Annotated in this window: 18 protein-coding genes; 12 read left to right on the plus strand and 6 right to left on the minus strand. The window is 68.2% G+C overall.

Features of this window, described 5'->3' with window-relative positions:
• Positions 1-351 precede the first annotated feature (351 nt).
• A complete protein-coding gene (locus ACFWY5_RS57050; protein ID WP_379640255.1) occupies positions 352-630 on the plus strand; it encodes a hypothetical protein in 279 nt (92 codons plus the stop codon).
• 79 nt (positions 631-709) lie between these two features.
• Here ACFWY5_RS57050 and ACFWY5_RS57055 read toward each other — a convergent pair whose 3' ends face one another.
• Positions 710-1492 (minus strand): hypothetical protein, encoded by a 783-nt coding sequence (locus ACFWY5_RS57055; protein ID WP_379640256.1) that lies wholly within the window; start codon positions 1490-1492, stop codon positions 710-712.
• Positions 1493-1924: 432 nt separating this feature from the next.
• Here ACFWY5_RS57055 and ACFWY5_RS57060 point away from each other — a divergent pair, with 432 nt between their 5' ends.
• The 3 genes from ACFWY5_RS57060 to ACFWY5_RS57070 all read left to right on the plus strand — a co-directional run bounded on the left by ACFWY5_RS57060 (position 1925) and on the right by ACFWY5_RS57070 (position 5225).
• Positions 1925-3145, plus strand: a complete 1221-nt coding sequence (locus ACFWY5_RS57060) for a hypothetical protein (protein WP_379640257.1) — start codon at positions 1925-1927, stop codon at positions 3143-3145.
• Positions 3146-3484: 339 nt separating this feature from the next.
• Complete coding sequence (locus ACFWY5_RS57065; RefSeq protein ID WP_379640258.1) at positions 3485-4489, plus strand: DUF932 domain-containing protein; 1005 nt, start codon at positions 3485-3487, stop codon at positions 4487-4489.
• Positions 4490-4766: 277 nt separating this feature from the next.
• Positions 4767-5225, plus strand: coding sequence for a hypothetical protein (locus ACFWY5_RS57070; protein WP_379640259.1), 459 nt, complete (start codon positions 4767-4769; stop codon positions 5223-5225).
• Positions 5226-5309: 84 nt separating this feature from the next.
• Here ACFWY5_RS57070 and ACFWY5_RS57075 read toward each other — a convergent pair whose 3' ends face one another.
• Complete coding sequence (locus ACFWY5_RS57075) at positions 5310-6578, minus strand: IS110 family transposase (RefSeq protein WP_379640260.1); 1269 nt, start codon at positions 6576-6578, stop codon at positions 5310-5312.
• 299 nt (positions 6579-6877) lie between these two features.
• Between ACFWY5_RS57075 and ACFWY5_RS57080 the strand changes: the two genes are divergently transcribed.
• From ACFWY5_RS57080 to ACFWY5_RS57095, 4 genes are all read left to right on the plus strand, one after another.
• Entirely contained in the window at positions 6878-7405 is a 528-nt protein-coding gene (locus ACFWY5_RS57080; RefSeq protein ID WP_379640261.1) for a hypothetical protein, read from the plus strand.
• 75 nt (positions 7406-7480) lie between these two features.
• A complete protein-coding gene (locus ACFWY5_RS57085; RefSeq protein WP_379640262.1) occupies positions 7481-8092 on the plus strand; it encodes a hypothetical protein in 612 nt (203 codons plus the stop codon).
• A 71-nt stretch (positions 8093-8163) separates the two neighbouring features.
• Positions 8164-8718 carry a hypothetical protein gene (locus ACFWY5_RS57090; RefSeq protein ID WP_379640263.1) on the plus strand — a complete coding sequence of 185 codons (555 nt, stop codon included), beginning with the start codon at positions 8164-8166 and terminating at the stop codon, positions 8716-8718.
• Positions 8715-9203: a hypothetical protein gene (locus ACFWY5_RS57095; RefSeq protein WP_379640264.1), complete on the plus strand. Its 489-nt coding sequence runs from the start codon at positions 8715-8717 to the stop codon at positions 9201-9203. The genes ACFWY5_RS57090 and ACFWY5_RS57095 overlap by 4 nt, the downstream gene beginning before the upstream one ends.
• Before the next feature lie 89 nt (positions 9204-9292).
• Here ACFWY5_RS57095 and ACFWY5_RS57100 read toward each other — a convergent pair whose 3' ends face one another.
• Positions 9293-9541: a hypothetical protein gene (locus ACFWY5_RS57100; RefSeq protein WP_379640265.1), complete on the minus strand. Its 249-nt coding sequence runs from the start codon at positions 9539-9541 to the stop codon at positions 9293-9295.
• Between the two features lie 330 nt (positions 9542-9871).
• On the opposite strand from ACFWY5_RS57100, the gene ACFWY5_RS57105 reads away from it, so the two are divergent.
• Entirely contained in the window at positions 9872-10336 is a 465-nt protein-coding gene (locus ACFWY5_RS57105) for a tyrosine-type recombinase/integrase (RefSeq protein ID WP_379640266.1), read from the plus strand.
• Positions 10337-11677: 1341 nt separating this feature from the next.
• Here the strand turns inward: ACFWY5_RS57105 and ACFWY5_RS57110 are convergent.
• The 3 genes from ACFWY5_RS57110 to ACFWY5_RS57120 form a co-directional block, all read right to left on the minus strand.
• Positions 11678-11989 carry a hypothetical protein gene (locus tag ACFWY5_RS57110; protein ID WP_379640267.1) on the minus strand — a complete coding sequence of 104 codons (312 nt, stop codon included), beginning with the start codon at positions 11987-11989 and terminating at the stop codon, positions 11678-11680.
• Between the two features lie 123 nt (positions 11990-12112).
• The gene (locus ACFWY5_RS57115) at positions 12113-12283 is read right to left on the minus strand and encodes a hypothetical protein (RefSeq protein ID WP_379640268.1); all 171 of its coding nucleotides are present in this window, start codon (positions 12281-12283) and stop codon (positions 12113-12115) included.
• A 337-nt stretch (positions 12284-12620) separates the two neighbouring features.
• On the minus strand, positions 12621-13139 hold the full coding sequence (locus ACFWY5_RS57120; protein WP_379640269.1) for an ATP-binding protein: 519 nt from the start codon (positions 13137-13139) through the stop codon (positions 12621-12623).
• A gap of 244 nt (positions 13140-13383) precedes the next feature.
• On the opposite strand from ACFWY5_RS57120, the gene ACFWY5_RS57125 reads away from it, so the two are divergent.
• The 3 genes from ACFWY5_RS57125 (at position 13384) to ACFWY5_RS57135 (ending at position 16368) form a co-directional block, all read left to right on the plus strand.
• Complete coding sequence (locus ACFWY5_RS57125) at positions 13384-14214, plus strand: helix-turn-helix domain-containing protein (protein WP_379640270.1); 831 nt, start codon at positions 13384-13386, stop codon at positions 14212-14214.
• Complete coding sequence (locus ACFWY5_RS57130) at positions 14202-14417, plus strand: DUF397 domain-containing protein (RefSeq protein WP_379640271.1); 216 nt, start codon at positions 14202-14204, stop codon at positions 14415-14417. Before ACFWY5_RS57125 ends, ACFWY5_RS57130 begins: the two co-directional genes overlap by 13 nt.
• 1417 nt (positions 14418-15834) lie before the next feature.
• Positions 15835-16368: a hypothetical protein gene (locus tag ACFWY5_RS57135; protein WP_379640272.1), complete on the plus strand. Its 534-nt coding sequence runs from the start codon at positions 15835-15837 to the stop codon at positions 16366-16368.
• The last annotated feature ends 56 nt before the right edge of the window (positions 16369-16424 follow it).

The raw sequence follows: 16424 nt of genomic DNA on the forward strand, positions 1-16424 counted from the left end.
CTCGTGGATGCCTACACCATCTTCTCCTCCCTTCTTCCGCCCTTTACGTCTTCCCCTTTCTTTCTCCCCCATCAGCAGTTGCCGGCCCGCGGCCAGCCGCGGGCCGGCCCTCGCGGTGACCTCGCCGTGAACGACGAGCCGAACCTCCGAACGAGCAGGTCAAACGGGTTCTGGACGTGCGGCCCCGGCTCGGGCGGTGTGCCGGTGGCCGGGCACCCGGCCCGGGGTGGTGCGGCGGCTGTGAATTCCGCCGGAAAACTTTACCCTTTTATCGCGAGATAAAGTCCCGCACTCCTTTTTTGTTGCCGCTATCGAGATAAAATAGGAATGTCGGCGAGAGAAAGTAGAAAGGTGGAAGAAATGGCGTGTAATGCGAACGAATTCGACGGCGAGTTTATGGCGGTTGCGGCGGCGGATGTGCGGCCCACGGATGTGACGCTGAACCCGGCCCGCTACGTCACGCGGGCGGCGGATCTACCCGGCGGCCCGGTCGGCATCTTCCGTCCGGCTGATCCGGCGCGGGCGTGTGAGGCGTGTGATGCCGGGGCGGGTGAGCCGTGCCGGGTGGGGTGTTTGGGGTTGGCGGCGTTGGATGACGCCACCGGGTACGGGTTCGCCGACGCGGACTGACCGGCCGGGCACGCATGTCTACGGCCCCGGTCCGCCACGTGGGGCGGTGCCGGGGCCGTAGACATGCCGGGGGCGGGTGCTATGCGGTGGCGGGCGTGGTGGGGCTGTCAGGCCCGTCTGTGTCGTCGGTGGTGTCGGGGCCGGTGGCCACTGGCCCGCGTAGGTGAGCGCGGTTCTCGGGGGCGTTCATGCCGCGGGTGGCGGGTGGGTGGATGGCGAGGTGGGCGACGATGAGTTCGGCGATGTCGGCGGGCGGGGTGTCGGCGGGGATGTGGGTCTGAGGGGCGGGGTGGTCGGTGGTGTAGGGGCAGGGGTGGGGGCGTAGGTAGATCCACTCGATCGTGAGTGCGGGCGCGGGCGCGTCGGCGGGCGGGGGGTTGATGGGGATGATCACATAGAAGTGACGGTCATCGGGTGAGACGTAGCGCTGATAGAAGGTGTCGCCGTGCCGGGTGCCCTGAAAGCGGCGGCGGATGCCGTGTTCGGCGAGCGCGCGGGTGTAGGGCAGGGTGAGCGGCATGTGGGCGGCGATGTCGGCTCGGTCAAGGTAGTAGTCGCCGAGGATGTCGGTCATGTGGGCGGCGATCACCTCGAAGCCGGATGGCCCGCTGGGCACGCATTGGTCGCAGGTGTGGGCGTAACCGCACCTGTCACAAAACCCACCGAGGCCGAACATGTGCTCGAAGGGGCAGATTTCGAGCAGGGTGCCATCGTCACCGCGTTCGGGGCGGATGATGACGGGCTGATCGTGGCGGTCGTCCCACATGATCGCCCATCCGGGGCCGTGTTCGGCTAGCGCGCGGGCGTGGGCGGGTTCGACGGTGCGGCGCGCGGTGCCCGTGTCGGTGCCGGTGTGGGTCATGTGGCGTTCCCTTTCGTTTCCCGGCGCGTTGGCCGGATACGTTTATCGGCGGCGTTTCCCGCCTAATTCCATGGACGCTTGACCCGGTATTGATGTCAACCCGAATGCGCATTCACCTCGAAGATTCTTCACGATGCTATTCGGGCAATTGGGTATCGTCCGCCGTCGTCTTCTCGTGGGGTGAAGAGCCGGGCCGGCTCGGGATGTCAAGTCGAAACCGTCGCCTTCTCGCGAGATGTTTTCGCAGATCGGAGCGTTGTTGGTTAGGGCAGCCTCTCCAGCCGTTGCGGTGACACTATTTATTGGCCGGTCGGCTTGCCAGCCGGGTTATGTGCGAGGGATGGTCGTGACGCAAACGAAAAACACCGGCCCGCACCGGGCCGGGAATTCGATGGGAAAGGGCGTCACGAAATGGCTATTCACACACCGGAAATGACCGTCACCGAAACCGTCGCCACTGATGCGGAAATCGCCGTTACCGGCCCGGTCGACGCCGCGCCCCTGACGGCCCCTGACAGCCCCGACGCCACCGCCCCGGCCACTGACCCGGTCACTGACCCGGCGACGGACGCGGACGGGCGTGTGGGGGCGGTGTGGGCGGCGCTGAGGGCCGAGCCCGGCGGGTCGACCACGATGATCGGGGCGGCGGCCGACCTGAGCCGGGTGCTGGCGGGGAAGATCCTGAACCAGCTCGAAGCCGACGGGCACGCCCTGCGTGAGCCGGGCGTGAACGACGGCGGGCGCGGCCGGGCGGCTGACCGGTGGTTCCCGATCACCCCCAGCGCCACCCCCGCCGCCACGGTGGACACCGCCGCGCCGACCGGCAACGGCGACGCGCCCGCACCGGCCCCCGAAACGCCGGACGCCGCACCCGACGCGACCCCCGCGCCCGGCACGGACACGCCAGGCGCCGACACGGCCCCCGCTCCGGAGGAGGAGGTTGTCCCGTCCGGCATCGGTTCGGCCGACCCCGCCCCGGCGGACGAGCCGACCGATGACGAGACGGACCCGACCGAGGAGACGGCCGGTCATGAGCCGGGCGAGGTGGACGGTGACCTCGACGCGAATCCCGACGCCGACGCCGACGCCGACGCCGACGAGCCGGAGTCTGAGCCGGTGGCGGATGACCCGGCGTGGGCGCGGGCCCGTGCCGACCTGTCGGAACTGGCGGACCTGTTCAACGGGGTGCTCACGGCGAAGGACGAGGGGAACGCCGTGATGGCGTTGGGGTGCCTGGAAATGGCGATGACGAAGGTCGCCGCCGCGCACCGCACCGTTCGGGCGGCGCTGACCGGCACCGTCACCCCGGCCCGTGCCGTACCGGGTGCTGGTGTCGGTGTGGGCATCGGCGGCAGCACGCGGCCGGGCGGGCTGCGGGACCTGGTTCACGCGCACCTCATCGAATTCCCCGGCAAGGAGTTCACCTCGCATGAGATCGCGAAGGCGTTGGGCGGTCGTTCGTCCGGCGCGGTGGCCAACGCCCTGGACCGGCTGGTCCAGCTCGGCGACGCGGTTCCGACGACCGAGCGGCCCCGCCGGTTCGCCCTCGCCCCCACCGCCAACCCCGCCCCGGCCAACACCTCCGCCGTGCCCCCCGCCAACCCCGCCGACGCTGCCGGGGACGGCGCGGCGGCTGACACCTCCGGCGGCTGAGCCGGGGCGCGGGCGGGCCGCCCTGACCGGCCCGCCCCGGCCCCGGCCCGGGTAACGGGCGGGACACCCCTACAGCCCCGCCCGCCCCATAGCCCGGAGGCGCCACCCCGCACCCCCACCGCAACCAACCCAGCCCCGCACTGCCCCACTGTCAGGGCACCGGCCACGCGCCAGACGGGCACGTAGCCCGCACAGATCACCGGCCACCGGCCCGCTCCGGGCCGGGATCGGACCCACCTCCAACACCCTTCGCGGCATCGCGTCTGTTCCGCATGCCCGCACACCAAACGCCACACACCACAACGCCGCACGTCGGCACCTCAGAAAGGAAACACCGTCATGCCTCACGAAATCGAGATCTTCGCCAACGGTTCGGCCGGGTTCGCCGCCGCCGGGAAGCCCGGCTGGCACGGGCTCGGCTACACCGCGCCCGGCCCGATGACCGCCGAGGAACTGCTGTCCAACGCCCAACTCGCCCGATGGAACGTCCGCAAACTGTCGGTCGGCCAGGTCACCGACCCCGTCACTGGCCAGCCGGTCGTCACGGATGAGGACTTCCTGACGGTGCGCACCAACCCGGTAACGGGCAAGCCCGAACGGCTCGGCCGGGTCGGGCGGGAGTACCAGCCGCTGCAAAACGAGGAGGTCTGTGACTTTCTCCAGACGTTGGTGGATGAGTCGGGGGCGATTTTCGACACCGGCGGGTCGCTGAATCACGGGCGGCGGGTGTTCATCACCATGCGGCTGCCCGAGCCGCTCATGGTGGGCGGGTTCGATCAGATCGACCTGTATCTGGCCGCGTTCTCCCGGCATGACGGGTGGGGGTCGTTCACCACGGTCGCCACCCCCGTGCGGGTGGTGTGCGCGAACACCGAACGCGCGGCGCTGGCCAACCACGCCTCCAGGTTCACCGTCCGCCACACCGGCAATGTCGCCGGGCGCATCGCCGAAGCCCGGGAAGCGCTCAAGCTCACGTGGAAGCACGGCGAGGCGTTCGCCGCCGAAGCCGAGAAGCTCCTCGCGATCCCGATGGACCGCAAGGAATTCCGTCAGTTCGCCACCCGCCTGCACCCCCTCCCCTCGGACGCCAAAGACCAGGCCAAACGCAATCACGACCTGACCATGCGGGAGCTGGAGTACCTGTTCAACGAGGCGCCCACCCAAGAGCCCATCCGCAACACGCGGTGGGCGGCCTACAACGCGGTGACCGAGCGGCTGGACCACAAGAGCCCCGTTTTCGGCAGCCGCGATGTCGCCACCGTCCGCGCCGAGCGCGCCCTGCTCGACGACCACGACAACGCCAAGCTCAAAACCCGCGCCTTCCGAATGCTGGCCACCACCTGACACCCCCGGCGTCCGGTGCGGCCCCGGCACGTGGGCGGTACCGGACCCCGCCGCCACACACTCGGCCCCCACGTGGGGCCGGGTAGGGCCCACCACCATCCCCGGCACGGCCCAACCGGGCATGGCGGCTACCCGGCCCGGTGCCCGCGCCGCTACGGCACGGGCCCCACCCCGGACGCCCCCACCCCCGGATACCGCGCCAGCGCCCCGGCCCATGCCCCGGCCGGACACCCGCCCACCACACCCCATCGCCCCGACCGTGAAGGAGATCATCGCCATGGGCCGACTCGAAGACATCGCCAGCCAGTACGCCACCAACGCCCGCCATGCGCTGAGCGAGGCCCTCGACCACATCTGCTCCCTCGATGAGGAGGGAAATCTGGGTGACTACGACCTGGGCCGCATCGCCGACCACTACCACCATCTGGCCTGGTGGCAGCAGGTCACCGACCTCACCCACGGCATCGAGAACACCGTCGACGGCGGCACCGCCGTCTTGACCGTACGGCAACGCGCCCAGCAGTTCCTGCTGGAGGCCCGCACCCCCTACGGCGGGGCCTTCGCGCTGGCCATGGCCGAATCACGCCGCGCCGCCGCCCAGACCTTCCTCGACAAAACCCGGCAACTCGCCGACGCCCTCACCACACCACCCACGCCGGATGCCCGCCCAGACGACACCTACGGCGGACACGCCGGGCCCCTGCCCGACCCGTGGAACGAGCCCCCCGTCTTCTAATCCGAAAATCGGAGAGTAAGCATGCAGGCGGCAGCGTACCCCGGCGGACGGAGGTGCGTCGGGGTAGGTGATCAGCTCCGCGGGTCAGGCGACTGGTTCCAGGATGACTTGGTAGCCCAGAGCTTCGAGCTCGCGGATGTGCTTGCGCTTCTTGCGTTCGGTGCCCACGCGCCGGTCGTAGAAGTCGGCGCCCAGGTCGATGAAGTGGCTGTCGGGGTCGGACAGCAGGTGCCAGATGATGGTCAGGATGGAGCGGCCGACGGCCACGATGGCGCGTTTGGTACCGCGGCGGCGGGCGATGCGCCGGTAGCGCTCGCCCAGGAAGGTGTTGCTACGGCCGGCCACCACGGCGGCCTCGCCCAGCACCCGGGCCAGGTAGGGGTTGCCGTGGCCGGTCGCGCCCCGGCCCTTCTTCTTGCCCGCCGACTCCTTGACCCCGGGAGCGAACCGAGCCCAGGAGGCCAGGTGTCCCGCGGTGGGGAAGCGGCTCATGTCCAGCCCGATCTCGGCGAGGATGGCGTGCGCCCCGGTGATGCCGATACCGGGGATGTCATCCAGGCGTGCCACCGCGTCGGCGAAAGGGGTCATCAACTCCTCGATTGCCGTATCGACCTCGGCGATGTCGCTGGTCAGCTGGTCCACTCGGGTCAGCATCTTCCCCAGCAGGAAGGCGTGGTGGCCGGTGAAGTGGCCAGTGAACGCCTCCTCCAACGCGCTGATCTTGCGGCGCAGCGTGGATCGAGCCAGTTGGGCCAGCGCTTTGGGGCTGCGTTCCCCGGCCACCAAGGCATCCATCATCGCCCGGCCCGAGACGCCGAAGATGTCGGAGGCGACCACCGACAGCTTGATTTGCGCGTCCTCCAGCAGCTTCTCCGCGCGCTGCTTCTCGGCGGTGCGCATGGTGATCAGGTCGACGCGGTAGCGGGTCAGATCCCGCACGTGACGAATGTCGGCGGGCGGGACGAAGCTGGGACGCAGCATCTGCCGCTCGGCGACCTTGCACAGCCACACCGCGTCCAGCCGGTCGGTTTTCGGCCGTCCGGGCAGGTGCTTGACATCACGGGCGTTGACCAGCCAGGTCTCCAGCCCGGCCGCCTCCAACAGGTAGAAGACCGGTTTCCAGTAGTCCGACGTGGCCTCCATCACCACCCGGGTCACCCCCAGGCAGTGCAGGTGGTCGGCCAACGCCAGCAGCGAGCGGGTCATCGTCGAGTGCGTCTCGACCTCCTGCAACCGCCTTCCCCTGCGCGCTTCATCCGGCACCCGCACACAACACACCAGCGACGCCTTGCCGATGTCCAGCGCCGCGACGCGTTCGATGATCTCCTCGCTGTCCTTGGCTTCCTCCAGCATGCGAGCCTCCCGACGATTCCGGTCCTGCACCCTGCACGGGCTGCCCGCAAGAGCCGCAAGGGAACGAGCGAATCTAATCCGCGTGCTCGAAGCACAGTGAAGGGCCCACAGCGCGGCTCCCGGCGTCCGACTAACCCACGGCCTCGACCGGACCAAAGAAGAGACGACGTCGGCGGGCAACCACCCCCGATTTTCAGCCCAGAACGGGCCTGCCGTCAGGCAGACCGATGACTAACCCGGACAGACCCCCGCCCCCGCCCTTGCCTGTCCCGCCCATCAAAGCGAAGGAGAACCCCTTGATGGATACCGCCAGCCAGTGCCCCATCGACCGGTTGGTGCTGCTGCACCACGAACGCGCCGACGCACGCGCCAAAGCCGCGAGCGACCACCTGGCCGCCACCTACCTCGGCGGCGACCTGGCCGAGGCCGACCTGACCGAAATCTTCGCCCTGGAGTACGTACATCGGCAGTGGGCCTGGGTCCTCAAGGTGATGCGCGAGGAAGGCGTCGACGGCGGCCACGCCGTTCAACGCGCCCGCGCAGGGGCCCGAAGGTCCCTCACGTGCAACCACCCGCGCACCCCGCTTGGGCAACTCACCCAACGGCTGATCCACCGGGGAGCCCGCGACTTCCTGCACGACTCCCAATACCTGGCCGACCTCCAAGCCGACAACAGCGACAGCCACACCAACTGTCCGCTCCGCCCGCGAACCCAGGGCTACCAGCAGGTGAGCACCTCACCGCAGCAGAGCGAGACACCCGCCAGCCCCGCCACCGGCCCTATCCCCACGACAACAGCGGACGACGCCACCCACTACCGGCCGTGAACCCGGCCACCGGCGGCCCTCCCCAGACCCTCACCCCCCACCTGTCCCAACCGTCCAACGAAAGAAAGACACCCCATGGATGATCGCGTCCAGCCCGGCCCCCTGCCCCCACCGGGCCCGCCGGGCGGGGCGGACCACACCGCCCCCGCCTCGACCAGCAACGCCAACCACACCGAGCAGAGGTACCGCTCCTTCGACGAGCTGACCGCCGAGAAGATCACCTCCGCCCGGCACGCCTGCTACGCGGCAGCGGCCGAAGCCGTCTCCATCTTGCAGAACGGGCGGAGACTGGTCGGCGAGCAGATGTTCGCCGCCGCGCACGCCCAGACCGTCCGCGCCTGGTGGGACCGGGTCGAGGTGGAGATCACCACCAAGAAGCTGACCGGTGATCACGCAGTGCGGCGGGTGCGCTCCTGGGCCCGCCACTACCTCACCGGCGAACCCCCCGCCCCGCAACCGGGCACCCTGTTCGACCACGCCCTCGCCCACGCCTCACGCCGGGCCGCCCGCGACTTCCTCACCGCCAGCGGCCACCTCCTCACCCACCACCTCGCCACCGAGCCCGGCGACGAAGCCGACCCTCCGGGCCCCGGCATGCCGGGAGACCACCACCCCGGCCCCGGCCATCCGGCCGCGTCTCCGGCCACGCGTGCGGCGCTGTCCCCGACCACGACACACACGCCGTGAACCCCCCCGACCGACCGACCCCGTCAGCGTCGCTCGGCGCTGACGTCACCACCCCACGAAAGGACAACCCGATGAGCGACCGGTCACAGAGCCCCGGCGCCCCGAAACCCGCACCCGACACCGAAACTGACGCCACCCCCGCCCTCGCGCCGGGCGAGGCGCTGTCGATGGAGGCCATCATCGAGCAGGCCCGCACGACGCGGCGAGATATTGCCGACGACATCGCCCGCAGGCTGGGTCAGGGGGAGCACCTTTCCGCCGAGCAGCTCTACGACACCCTGCGCGCCCAGACCATCGCCACCTGGTGGCTGTTGGTCGACCGGCACATCCGCCACGCGGGACGCAGCCAGGGCCTGACCCAGAAGCAGACACTGGCCAAATTCGCGTCCTGGATCAGCTCCTACCTCGACCACGACGACCCCACACCGGATGTCGCCATGGTCGTCGGCGTCCTCGGACCGGAGGTCGAGCACGAATTCGCCCTCATTCACCTCAACCGGGCCATGGCCCTGATCCGGCGAGACGCGGCCCGGACCTTCATCGCTCAAGCCGAAGCCCTCGCGCCGGCCTCCGCGGAGCCCGAGCAGGCTCCCTCCAACTCGGCCGGGCAGGAGCCGACGGCATGAGCGACCGCACCGCCACCGGCCACCCCGCCTCCGCCACCCTGGCCACCTCTGAGGCGGCGGCCACGACCAGGCCGACGCCCGGGCCGGTGGACAGTTCGGAGGTGGAATGGTTCCAGATCTTGGCCTGGCGATGGGACGTCACCGCCGCCAAACGGCTCGCCCGGGGCCGTGAACCGCAAGGCCGGCTCGACCCCGCAGCGTGGAAAGGCATGCTCGGCCTGATCACGATCAACACCGAGCACGCCGCCCGGGTAGATCTGTCCGAGGCGCTCATCGTGGCCCCGGTACCGAACGGCGGCATGCTGATCATCGACGGCTGGCACCGCCTCCACAAGGCCCTGAACACCGGGATCACCGAACTGCGGGCGGTAGTGCTCACCGTCGAGGAAGAACTCGCCTGCCGCATCTTCGGCGGAGAACTCCACAATGACGAAGAGGAGTACGAAGAAGACGAGTATGAGGAGGACGGCCGCGCTGACGCCTGAGCCGGTGATGTAGGGGGCATGCCCCGCCCAGCACAAGTCAAGTGTGCTGGCCGGGGCACACCTCCTTCACCACCGGCTCAGGCGTCAGGTCAGATGTCCGCCCTCATGATCCGGGGATGCTTGCCCGCTTTGATCAACGCAGTTCGCTCTGCATCGGGGCGGTCGAGCAGGACGTAGGTGCCGGGGATGTTCCAGCTTCGGTCGAGGCGCCTGACCTGGTTGCGGTAGAGCGGGAGCATGCCGGCGACCTTGTGCTTGGCTCGGATCTTGATCGGCTCGTCGGAGTCCTTGGAGAGGGTGACGACGAGCGGGAACGCGGCGAGCCGTACAGCGGACATGGGGGCGCCTTCATTAAGAACTGCTGGAGATATCCCGGCCAGTATCGGCTAACTCGCTCTGCGTGACCACACGTTTCAGGAAACGAAGAGGCACTCCACCTGCAGATTTACATCGACGCGACGCAAGACCCATGGCATCACCCGACGCCGTCACGGTGTCCGACGGGAGGCATTCATGGTCCGGGCGGTGTGGGCCCGGTATGGCCCTACGGCGGCCGGTACGGCATTCCGCGCCCCACACGGCCACGGATACCGTCCTGCTGCCACAGGGCCCGTGGGCGGGGGTTAGCGCCCGTCGGGCTCCATACGGAAGAAGGCGAGGTCGCCGGGTTGCACCTGTCCGCTTGGGATCGGGGGGCCGCCGCGGGTGCGGACTGGGTGGAGTCCGGGTTCGTCTTCACCGACGAGATCGGCCGGCCGCTGCACCCGCAGCACGTCACGGACCGCTTCTACGCGATCTGCTACCAGGCCGGACTGCCACCGATCAGGTTGCATGACCTGCGGCACCTGGCAGCCACAGCGATGCTCGCGGCCGGGGCGGATGCCGTCCTGGTGCAAAAGGCGCTCGGGCACCGCACGGCGTCCTTCACCCGCGACACCTACATCAGCGTCTACCCCGAAGCGGCTGCCGCAGGAGCCGAGGCCACCGCCGCGTTGCTGACCGGAACCCCCGCACCCACACCCCGGCCACTACTGCCCTCTCGGCGCATCACCCGCTCTGGACGGAGTGCACAGGACGGGGCGATTGGAGGAGAGGGTACGGGTGGGACGGTGATCCACCTGCCCACCAGCTAGGGAGTCGCAACTGGCTAACCAAAAGGGGGAGGTAGGTCAGCCGCACGCTGACCTACCTCCCCTTTCCCCTTGTCTCCTGTCCCCTCAGCGGGAAGGAGAGGGGTTCGGGACGGGATGAGCGGCCGATAGGGGGAGGGTGACCCCCCGCCTTGCGCTACGTCCCGAAGGCCCAAGGGTCCGGCAGCAGGGCACGAGGGAGGTAGCGCCACCGCTGCCGGACGTTTCCATAGCGTCCCGGGGTGGCGGCTCCAGCGTTCGTGTGCGGGCCCCGGATCCCACACTCGTGTGACGCTGCTGGAGCCGCCCGCCATGGCCTGGTGCGTCAGCGGCTGCACCAAGGCCATCAGCGTTGGCCGACCGGGCTTCCAGGACGGTCAGCCAAGGGTGTGGCTGCTCTCCGCAAAGCGGGGCCCGAGCAGCGACCTCCCCTCCCCCCCCCCTTGGGGGGCACGGTTGCCTGCGCGCAACCCGCCCGCCGGAGGGGTCCGGGTCCGGTAGCGGCACCCGCGATGACTGGGAGCGTGCCGCTACCGGACGTTCATGAAGTTCTCAAAAGGGGTGGGCGGATCCTCTTTCGCGCCTCGCGGCCTGTGCAGCCGCGCTCCGCACCAGCGCATAGGAGGGGGCCGCCCACCGGTTGACCGGGCGGAAGGGGAACCGCCAGGTCTTTCTCGGAGGGTGGCTGACCGGACCTCCTCGGGTATCCGGCCAGCCGCCCCAAGGGGTGACCGCGCCCGCGGTTGCATGAGGCGCTCGCGGTCACCCACTCTCGGGAGTGCGGCCGGGTGGGCCTGCGCGTCCGCCCGGCTGCATCGCTCCCGAGAAGCCTTGAAATCTCGCTTGTCCCCTCCTGGGGAAGGGGGCGGTCCCTCCCATCGCGGCGTCGGCGTTCGCGATGGTTCCCTCAGCAGGTGAGGAACCGCCCCTCAGGCGACGATCGACGCGAGCGGGGGACCCACGCGAAACGCCACCCAGGCGGTGACCTGACCGGCAAGGACATCCGGCCAGCCACCACCGGTGACCACGCGCTGCACACCACGCGGTCACCCCGGACTCGAATAGGACACCGGCCACGGTCGCCCACCACCCGGTGTTCCCGTCCGAGAAGCCACTACGGGTTGCCCTCACCCACCCAGGGCCTGCGACCGGAGTTGCCACCAACAGATGCACACCCCGGTCGGGGCGGGTGAGGGCGCTGCCACCAACGGCCCTGCCCCACACGGACGGATCACCGTGGTGACAGGGCTTAGGGCCGCCGGTCCCCGGGCCGCTGACAGCCACGACAGGGCCGCGACACGGGGCCGACAGCACCCGACCCCGGTCGGCGTGGTCCCGTGCCGGTCAGGCGGTGTCCGGGGCCGCAACCGCCACCGCCAGCACCCGCCCCACACGATCGGCCGCCCGATCCGGGTAGGCCACCTCAACGATCGGCTGAGCCCAGGACCACCAGAACAACCACTCACCCTCCCGCGGCGAAGCCGAGACCACCTCGACCAGCGTGGTGGCCTCCGGGTTGATCACCCGCAGACGCGGCAACCGCCCCGCATCGGTTAAGACCCGCGCGAGTAAACCCCGCGCCTGCAACACCCGCTGCAGATCGGTCAGATAGACGGCGGCCTGCTCGGCTATCACCGAAGGAACGGGATCGGACATGGTCAACTCCGAGAACGGTCAGGAAAGGGGGAAGGGATGGGGGGGCCGCAGCGCGGTCGGCGGATGTACCGGGCGCGGGGATGACGGGTTTCAGGCGGACGGCTGGTTCTGCTTGCGACGCCGCTACACGACGTAACCAGCCCACACCACCACCGCGACCACCCAGGCCACGATGAGACCGAGCACCATCAGAGCCACCGGACGGACCACCCCAGCGGGAACCACCACGGAGAAGATCGCGAAAGCGGCGGTGAAGGCCACCAGCAGCCCGTTGATCAGATGACGACGGAACACGACGAACTCCAGTTCACGAAACGAACAAGGGGACGACAGGGAATCGGATGGGCTTGGGTGTGATTCAGGGGCCGAACAGCGAACGGCCGTGAAGCGCCTTGCGGCACGACCGCCAGCGGCGCCCGAGCACCACACCGAGGAAGAGACTTGGCCCGCCGATGAGCACCGTCACCGTCACCGGCAACGGGATGCTGCCGGGCGCGGCGGTGATCCAGCCGACGTGGGCGGCTGTTACCAGGGCCGGGTAACCACGAGCAGGTGATGGCGACGCACGGTGCTTTTCCGCCCTTCTCGGTGGTTGGCTTGAGCGTGGAAGGTGGGAGACGAGGTCGGCCGGCTACACCGTGGCCGGGGCGAGGAACAGCTCTTCGATCTGGGCCGGGGTCGGCTCGACGTCGAGATGGCACCACACCACGCGCCCTCCGGATAACGGCAGCCGAAAGCTGCCCCACCGGTTACGCGACAGCGCCTGCACAATCGCCAGTCCCCGGCCCCGCTCCGCCTCCAAACTCGGCGCCTGCAGCGGGATAGCCGACGGCTTGGAGCAGGACGAGCCGGGATCGGTGACACCCAGCCGCAGGTAGTCGCTGCCCTGACACAGCTTGAGCGTGATCACGCCTTCTGGGTCATCAGCTGTTATATCTGGGACGGAAGCCGTACCGCCGTTGGCGTCGGCGTACTTGACGGCGTTGGTCACCAGTTCCGAGGTAGCCAGTTGGGCGATCTCCGAGGCGGGATGCCCGATCCCTAGCCAGGCGTCGATCGCCTGACGGGCCAGATACGGCGCCCGCGCACTACACGCCAACTCAATCGCGCCGAGATTGTGAAGTTCAGAGGATGGGACGTGGAAGATCACCGCATTCGCCTCGCTAATCGTCGATCACCGCCCAAGCCGCTGCGTGAAAGCAATGATGGTGGTGTGGATAGAAGTTCATCCGATGGTGCGGTTGGCCGTGAACGTCAATCTGACCTGAAACGACGATCTCAGATAACCCCTGCGTGCGGGGTGTAAGGCCAAGCACTTCCCAGGCACGAACCAGGTGTGCTACTACACATGCCCCGTGCATTCTCGTGTGTCATGGAGACGGAGGCGTTTGGCCATGCAAAACATCGAGCAGGAGCCCGCGCTAATAGCACCCCGGGCAAAATTCGGCGTCCATCTCCGCGAATACCGCAAAATGGCAGGCATGCGGCAAAAGGCACTCGCCGCTGCGCTCGGCTGGTCGGTATCGAAGATCAGCATGGTCGAACGCGGCGAGCGCCCGGCCGACGAGGAATTCGCCCGCGCCGCCGACACCGCTCTGGGCGCGGGGGGTGGGTTGCTGGGGCGATGGCGCGAGACTGTGGAACACGCTGCCCATTGGCCGGTCTGGCTGGCTCAACTAGCCGAGATTGAACAGCAGGCGGACATCCTGTGTACCTGGCAGCCGCTTATCGTCCCGGGCCTGCTCCAGACCTCGGCCTACGCTCATGCCATCTTCAGCGGCAAGCCTTGCATCACCGACGAAGAAGTCGAGCAGAGCGTTGCTGCCCGCATGGAGCGCCAGCGCGTCCTGCATCGAGAAGGCAGCCCCACGCTATGGGCGATACTGGATGAGGGAGTCCTGACCAGACTGACAGGCGGCGAGGCGGTGATGGCCGAGCAGATGAGACAACTTCTCACATTGGACGAACACCCTCGCATCAACATCCGCGTGCTGCCACGAACTTCCTCGCTGACCACAGGCTTGCAGGGCGCCTTCATCTTGGCCGGCGGAACCGGGATGCCGGACATGGCATACCTGGAGTCGATCACGATGGGCCAGCTCACTGCCGACAGCGGACGAGTCCGAGAAGTCAGGTTGAAGTACGAGATGCTGCACGACGAGGCCCTGCCTCGAAGAGCCTCGATACAACTGATTAGGGAGATGGCGGAGAAATGGACGAACTGACCGAACAGCTTCTCAAGACCGCCAATTGGCGCAAGGCCACCCGCTCAGGCGACAGCGGCGACTGCCTCGAAGTGGCCCCCCTGCCAGACGGCCGCGTCGGCTTGCGCGACTCCGAACGCCCAGACCACCCCGCCTACGTCGTCTCACCCTCCGTATGGGCCGCCTTCATCGACGGTGCCAAAAAGAACGAGTTCGACTTCTAGGCCCTGATACGACTGAAGCCACACATGCAGGGGTCCTCTGAACTCGACTGAGGACCCCCGCCCGTGATCGGCCGAGTTCACATTCACGCTCACCCGCCTAAACCAGCGCGCCCCGTTCACGCCTTTGCCAGCTCATGGACGCGCCTGCAATCAAACTGAGAGCAGACCTCCCTGCCCACCTTCCAGCCACACCCCGCCCACTACCCTTTAGTGATCCTGCCTTTACCCGGCGGGTTTGAGCGATCAGCAGCAGCCGAGTCGCAGCGAGGTGCACAGTCACAGAAGGGGCAAAAGGGTAAAAAGTGACAGGCTCAATCGGCTCCTACTTTGCCGCTGGTTGGTCGAGCCAGGAATCGCGCTAGAGCTAGAGCGCCCGCCCGTTCTTCCGCAAAGCCCTTCCCGTGAGCTTCTCTCGGGCCTGGCTTGACCTGAGGGGTCCTGGGGCCGCCCGCGCGCCCACCGTGGACCCGCCCGCATGCGCCGGACGCGTGCCGAAGAGCACTGTGCGGGCGCCGACTCGGCCATTTTCGGCCGCCAGAAGAAGGTCGAGTATCGAGAAGCTCCAGGTCGGGTGCGGTTTCTGAGGGTGGGGCGCCCGGGGCTCGAGCTCGGAACCTGCGGATTAAAGGTCCCCAGTTTGGTTCTCGTATGTCGGGGTGTGTCTGGCTGTGTCGCGGTGGGTCGGATAGTGATGCCGCGAATCTATGGAAGTCGGGCATATAGAAACCCGGGTGGGGCGGTGGTTTGCCCTGGAATGTCTGGGTTTTGAGGTCGTGTGTGTGGTGGTTGCTCGGCTGACTCGGTGGTGTCTGTGCTTTCTGGGTTGACCAAGGGTTGGTTTGCCGCGTTGTCCTAACCCGGGTCTTCAGGCCGGTATTTAGATCAGTGAGGGGAGTTTTCCGCTGGCTGATCAAGGAGAGCCGTGGCCAGATCGTTCCACGCTGGTGCCGCTGACTGGCTGAACGGCGTTCGTGCTGCTGCGTGCACAGCGTCAGAAGGCCCGGATGCTGGCTTTTGGTGTTCTTGCTGGCTCTGCCGGCTGAGGCGAGTATCGCCTCCTCATCCATCGGCATGTGTTCAGGGCGCGGGGTTGTGACCAGCGGATATCGCTTGACACGGGGTGTGGAGGTGGGCGTCGATACCGTCCGCCGCCGGGTCGGGTGCGCCCACGCGTTGCGCTGTGGGCCGCCTACGGCGGCGTGTGCCGGGGGTGTGGCCCGGTTGCGGGTGCTGGGGCGGTGACGCCCGTGGGGTGCCGCTGACGGTGTCCTTGGGGGCCGTCGGCGGGATCGATCACCCCCGCCATGCCCGCCATGCGTTGGCCGGATCGCATCTGCCGGTGCGGCGATCAGCGTGCGGGGCGCTCGCCGGGGCGGCGACAGCAGACACCAGGAACGAGGAAAGGTCAGGCACCAGGGTGAACGGAACCATCTTCAAGACGTGTTCGTGCCGGGATGAGGAGACGGGCAAGAAGCTCGGCAAGGCCTGCCCTCGGCTGCGCCGAGCTGGTGGGGGAGGAGAGCAGTGGAGTAGTAGCCATGGCCGGTGGGGCTATCAGTTGGAGTTGCCCGCGCATGCGGATGGGCGGCGGCGTAATCCGCTGCGTCGTCAGGGCTTCGCGACGCTGGTAGAGGTGGAGGCGGAGCTGGGGCAGGCTCGTGAGCTGCTGGCGTTGGATGAGGATCCGCACATCCGGCGCAGGGTGGCTGAGTTGATGTTGTCGGTGCTGAAGGACACGCGGGCGTTGCCGGCGGTGGAGGAGGTGCGGCGTAAGGTCCGCACCCGTCAAGACCTCAACCCGTCCGTCACGGTGGCGCAATGGATGGAGGAGTTCCTGCGCAGAAAGCGCAGGATCGACCCGACCACGCGCCGCTCGTATGAGGCGCACATCCGGCTCTACTTCATCCCCTACCTAGGTGTACTGACCACGGAGGTTAGGTACAGGGGTTGATCGGTTTGGCATAAGGAAGGGCTTCCGGGTTCGGTGTGGATTGCGAGATCTGCACC

It is taken from the genome of Nonomuraea sp. NPDC059007, assembly GCF_042740555.1.
Taxonomy (GTDB): domain Bacteria; phylum Actinomycetota; class Actinomycetes; order Streptosporangiales; family Streptosporangiaceae; genus Nonomuraea.

What these genes read in the sequence shown, in the direction of transcription:
- ACFWY5_RS57055 (WP_379640256.1), bottom strand. Translation starts at nt 1,492, where the DNA reads ATGACCCACACCGGCACCGACACGGGCACCGCGCGCCGCACCGTCGAA.
- ACFWY5_RS57070 (WP_379640259.1), top strand. Translation starts at nt 4,767, where the DNA reads ATGGGCCGACTCGAAGACATCGCCAGCCAGTACGCCACCAACGCCCGC.
- ACFWY5_RS57080 (WP_379640261.1), top strand. Translation starts at nt 6,878, where the DNA reads ATGGATACCGCCAGCCAGTGCCCCATCGACCGGTTGGTGCTGCTGCAC.
- ACFWY5_RS57090 (WP_379640263.1), top strand. Translation starts at nt 8,164, where the DNA reads ATGAGCGACCGGTCACAGAGCCCCGGCGCCCCGAAACCCGCACCCGAC.
- ACFWY5_RS57075 (WP_379640260.1), bottom strand. Translation starts at nt 6,578, where the DNA reads ATGCTGGAGGAAGCCAAGGACAGCGAGGAGATCATCGAACGCGTCGCG.
- ACFWY5_RS57100 (WP_379640265.1), bottom strand. Translation starts at nt 9,541, where the DNA reads ATGTCCGCTGTACGGCTCGCCGCGTTCCCGCTCGTCGTCACCCTCTCC.
- ACFWY5_RS57085 (WP_379640262.1), top strand. Translation starts at nt 7,481, where the DNA reads ATGGATGATCGCGTCCAGCCCGGCCCCCTGCCCCCACCGGGCCCGCCG.
- ACFWY5_RS57060 (WP_379640257.1), top strand. Translation starts at nt 1,925, where the DNA reads ATGACCGTCACCGAAACCGTCGCCACTGATGCGGAAATCGCCGTTACC.
- ACFWY5_RS57095 (WP_379640264.1), top strand. Translation starts at nt 8,715, where the DNA reads ATGAGCGACCGCACCGCCACCGGCCACCCCGCCTCCGCCACCCTGGCC.
- ACFWY5_RS57125 (WP_379640270.1), top strand. Translation starts at nt 13,384, where the DNA reads ATGCAAAACATCGAGCAGGAGCCCGCGCTAATAGCACCCCGGGCAAAA.
- ACFWY5_RS57110 (WP_379640267.1), bottom strand. Translation starts at nt 11,989, where the DNA reads ATGTCCGATCCCGTTCCTTCGGTGATAGCCGAGCAGGCCGCCGTCTAT.
- ACFWY5_RS57130 (WP_379640271.1), top strand. Translation starts at nt 14,202, where the DNA reads ATGGACGAACTGACCGAACAGCTTCTCAAGACCGCCAATTGGCGCAAG.
- ACFWY5_RS57065 (WP_379640258.1), top strand. Translation starts at nt 3,485, where the DNA reads ATGCCTCACGAAATCGAGATCTTCGCCAACGGTTCGGCCGGGTTCGCC.